The organism is Terrabacter sp. P5_B1, from assembly GCF_056400505.1.
Genome location: NZ_JBFULD010000355.1, coordinates 1 through 4,081 on the forward strand (window position 1 = coordinate 1; position 4,081 = coordinate 4,081).

Annotated in this window: 4 protein-coding genes; 3 read left to right on the forward strand and 1 reads right to left on the reverse strand. The window is 70.4% G+C overall.

All coding sequences use genetic code 11. The features are described from left to right. The first annotated feature begins 123 nt into the window (after nt 1–123). The 3 genes from AC1DP0_RS19025 to AC1DP0_RS19035 all read left to right on the forward strand — a co-directional run bounded on the left by AC1DP0_RS19025 (nt 124) and on the right by AC1DP0_RS19035 (nt 2,664). The gene (locus AC1DP0_RS19025) at nt 124–813 is read left to right on the forward strand and encodes a hypothetical protein (RefSeq protein ID WP_478087516.1); all 690 of its coding nucleotides are present in this window, start codon (nt 124–126) and stop codon (nt 811–813) included. Nucleotides 814–867: 54 nt separating this feature from the next. Beyond that, nucleotides 868–1,764: an SDR family oxidoreductase gene (locus AC1DP0_RS19030; RefSeq protein WP_478087517.1), complete on the forward strand. Its 897-nt coding sequence runs from the start codon at nt 868–870 to the stop codon at nt 1,762–1,764. Between the two features lie 63 nt (nt 1,765–1,827). Then, the gene (locus AC1DP0_RS19035; RefSeq protein WP_478087519.1) at nt 1,828–2,664 is read left to right on the forward strand and encodes a helix-turn-helix transcriptional regulator; all 837 of its coding nucleotides are present in this window, start codon (nt 1,828–1,830) and stop codon (nt 2,662–2,664) included. A gap of 43 nt (nt 2,665–2,707) precedes the next feature. On the opposite strand, the gene AC1DP0_RS19040 is transcribed toward AC1DP0_RS19035, so the two are convergent. After that, nucleotides 2,708–4,081 (reverse strand): helicase HerA-like domain-containing protein (locus AC1DP0_RS19040; protein ID WP_478087521.1); only part of this gene is annotated, 1,374 nt, incomplete at its 5' end.

Genomic DNA, 4,081 nt, shown 5'->3' on the forward strand with positions numbered 1-4,081 from the left:
CTCCACGACTGCCCACCACGACGCGGACGCCCCGGCGCACCTGGCACGACGTACGCGGGCGGCCTTTCTGGGTACGGCAACGAGACACACGACCGCCCGAAGACCAGACACCGAAGGATCAACATGAGCACAGCAGCCGGCCCCCCGGATCGCGTCGAGGCGTCCGGGACGCGCCACGACTCCACGGGTTCCACCCGCGTCTCCGATGAGCGCGCAGGCAACGACGGGCTCGGTGACCACGAGCGCGCCGTGCGCGAGAAGGCCCTCGCCGTCGAACGCGAGGTCTTCGGTGGCGTCAAGGTGGGGTCCGCCTTCTTCGGCTGGCTCACCGCCACCGGGATGGCGCTCCTGCTCACGGCGCTGGTGGCCGCGGCCGGCACCGCAGTCGGCGTGGCCAACGGCACCGACGCCGCACAGGCCGCCACCGAGGCCACGAAGGCTCCCGGCAGCGTCGGCCTCGTCGGAGGTATCGTCCTCGTCCTCGTCCTCTTCGTTTCCTACTACTGCGGCGGCTACGTGGCGGCCCGGATGGCCCGGTTCAACGGCACCAAGCAGGGCCTCGCAGTCTGGCTGTGGGCCGTCGTCGTGGCCCTTGTGGTCGCCGGCATCGCGGCGGTCGCCGGCAGCAAGTACGACGTCCTGAGCCAGCTCAACAGCTTTCCCCGCATCCCCGTCGACGGCGGGACCCTGACCAAGGGCGGGCTCATCGCGTTGCTCGTGGTGGCGGTCGCGAGCCTCCTCGGCGCCCTGATCGGCGGTCGCGCGGGCATGCACTACCACCGCAAGATCGACCGTGCCGGTCTGGAGGCCTGAGCGGCTCACTCCACACCGGCTGTGAACACCCGACCCGACCCAGATGAGGCTTGCATGTCAGACGACCAGTACACCGAGCAGGACCCCACGACGCAGCACGACCAGCCCCGCACCGAGGGTGAGCAGATCGAGCACCCCGGTCTGACGGGCGCCATGGGTGACCAGCCGGACCACGGCGAGGACACCTACCGCGGCACCGGACGGCTCAAGGACCGTCGAGCCGTCATCACGGGCGGTGACTCCGGCATCGGACGCGCCGTGGCGATCGCCTTCGCCCGGGAGGGCGCCGACGTCCTGATCTCCTGCCTGGAGGCCGAGAAGGAGGACGCCGAGGAGACGGCGCGCCTGGTGCGAGAGGCCGGCCGCAAGGCCGTCCTGTGCCTGGGCGACCTCACCCGCGAGGAGCAGTGTGCCGAGGTCGTGGACCGGGCCGTGGCGGAGCTCGGCGGCATCGACATCCTCGTCAACAACGCGGCATACCAGATGGCACAGCCGGGCGGCATCGCCGACGTGAGCACGGAGCAGTTCGACCGCGTCATGAAGACGAACCTCTACGCGATGTTCTGGCTGTGCAAGAAGGCGCTGCCCCACATGGAGGCGGGCGCCACCATCGTCAACACGTCGTCGATCCAGTCGCGTCAGCCGTCCCCGGAGCTCCTCGACTACGCGACGACCAAGGCGGGCATCGTCGCCTTCACGCAGGGACTCGCGGGTCAGCTGGCGCAGCAGGGGATCCGCGTGAACGCCGTGGCGCCGGGGCCGATCTGGACCCCGCTGATCCCCGCCACGATGGACGAGGACAAGGTCGAGGGCTTCGGCGAGCAGACGCCGATGGGTCGCGCCGGCCAGCCGGCCGAGCTGGCTTCCGCCTTCGTCTTCCTCGCGTCCCCGGAGTCGAGCTACGTCACCGGCGAGGTGATCGGCGTCACCGGGGGCCAGCCCCTCACCTGAGCCGCCTGGCCTGCCGGCCTCCTCGGCGGTGAGTCGGGCGCCTGCACTGGCAGGATGTGCGCCATGACCACGGACGTCCCCCTCAGTGTGCGCACCCCCTCACCCCTGGGGGAGTTCCTCCGCGCGCGTCGGCACGAGCTGGCGCCCGAGGAGGTCGGCATCAAGCGGGCCAAGGGCCGGCGTCGGGTGGGCCTCAGCCGTACCGAGGTCGCCGAGCTCGCCAACATCTCCGTGGCCTACTACGACCTCATCGAGCGCGGCCGCGACCTGCGCCCGAGCAAGAGCGTCATCGACGGCCTGGCCCGCGCGCTCAAGCTCGACTCCGACGGGCGCTCGCACCTGCACGCGCTTGCGACCGGCACCCCGTCCCGGCGGCCGCAGGCACCGGAGGAGCTGACGGAGGAGCTCGAGGAGCTGCTCGACTCCATCGAGCCCAACCCGGCCTACGTCGTGGGCGCCCGGTGGGACGTCCTCGGGGCCAACCACACCGCGTGCCAGCTCTTCACGGACTGGGAGAGCAAGCGGAGCAAGCGCGAGCGCAACCTGCTGTGGTTCTACTGCTGCGACCCGGCCGCCCGCAGCCTCTTCGTCGACTGGGAGCAGGAGGCGGCCGACCAGCTCGCGCTCTTCCGCGAGGCGTACGCCCGGCACCCCGACGACCCGGCGTTCAAGCGGCTCCTCGACGAGATCTTCAAGTCGAACCCGGCGACCGTCGAGTGGTGGGAGCGCCACGACACCGACCCGACCCGTGGCCGCACCAAGCGGATCCGTCTCGACAACGGGCAGGTGATCAAGCTGCGTCAGCTCGTGCTCCAGGTGCTCGACGAGCCCGACATCCGGGTCATCAGCTACTTCGCCGACGTCGACGGGGACCTCGACGACATCGAGTTCGACGCGTAGCGCTCTCGGCGGTCGCCCGAGCAGCGCCCTCGAACCCTGCGGCTCAGCGCCGGCGCGTGCCGAAGATGCTGCGGGTGATCTCGCGGCCGATGACCGTGCCGGCGGAACGGAGCATCGACTTGAACGCCGAGCTGCCGGCGACCTGCTCGATGATGCTCGGCTCCTCCTTGGGGGCGCGCTTCGGCGCGGACGTGGGAGCGGGGGCCGCCGGGGACGGCGCCGGGGCCTGGGAGCCCGCGGGAGCGGCAGGAGCCGCCTGGAGCCGGGCGGCGAGCTTCTCGTAGGCGGACTCGCGGTCGACGACGTCGGCATACTTCGTCTTGAGTTGCGAGGCGCCGACGACGGCGTCCATCGTCGCTTGGGGCGAGGGGTCCATGAGCGAGTTCGGCGCCTTCATCCGGGTCCACGCGACGGGCGTCGGCACCCCCCTGTCGGACAGCACCGTGACGACAGCCTCGCCGATCCCGAGGCTCGTCAGGAGCTTCTCCATGTCGTATGCCGTGTGGGGGTAGGTCGYGATGGCCTGCTTGAGCGCCTTGGCGTCGTCGGGGGTGAAGGCGCGCAGTGCGTGCTGGACGCGGTTGCCGAGCTGGGCGAGCACACCGGCGGGGACGTCCTTGGGCGACTGCGTCACGAAGAAGACGCCGATGCCCTTCGAGCGGATGAGCCGGACCGTCTGCTCGATGGCCTGCAGGAACGCCTTGCTCGCGTCGTCGAAGAGCAGGTGGGCCTCGTCGAAGAAGAAGACGAGCTTCGGCTTGTCGAGGTCGCCCTCCTCCGGCAGGTCGTGGAAGAGGTCGGCGAGCATCCACATGAGGAACGTGGAGAAGAGCTGCGGGCGGTCCTGGACCTGGGGGAGCTCGAGGCAGGAGATCATCCCCTTGCCGTCGGCGGCCGTGCGCAGCAGGTCGCTCGTCTCGAACTCGGGCTCGCCGAAGAAGTCGCCCGCGCCCTGGTCCTCGAAGGTGATGAGGTTGCGCAGGATGACGCCGGCCGTCGCGCTCGAGAGGCCGCCGAGGTCCTTGAGGTCGGCCTTGCCCTCGTCGGAGGTCAGGTGGGTGATGACGGCGCGCAGGTCCTTGAGGTCGAGCAGGGCCAGGCCGTTCTTGTCGGCGTAGTGGAAGATCAGCCCGAGGCTGCTCTCCTGCGTGTCGTTGAGGCCGAGGACCTTGCTGAGCAGGGTCGGGCCGAAGCTCGTGATCGTGGCGCGGATCGAGATGCCCGCGCCCTTGCCGCCGAGCGCGTAGAACTCCGTGGGGTATGCCGTCGCCGTCCATGGCATGCCCACGTCGGCCGCGCGGCTGGTGATCTTGTCGTTGCCCTCGCCGGGCGTCGCGAGACCGGAGAGGTCGCCCTTCATGTCGGCGAGGAAGACCGGGACGCCCTGGTCGGACAGCTGCTCGGCCATGAGCTGCAG

What these genes read in the sequence shown, in the direction of transcription:
- AC1DP0_RS19025 (WP_478087516.1), top strand. Translation starts at nt 124, where the DNA reads ATGAGCACAGCAGCCGGCCCCCCGGATCGCGTCGAGGCGTCCGGGACG.
- AC1DP0_RS19030 (WP_478087517.1), top strand. Translation starts at nt 868, where the DNA reads ATGTCAGACGACCAGTACACCGAGCAGGACCCCACGACGCAGCACGAC.
- AC1DP0_RS19035 (WP_478087519.1), top strand. Translation starts at nt 1,828, where the DNA reads ATGACCACGGACGTCCCCCTCAGTGTGCGCACCCCCTCACCCCTGGGG.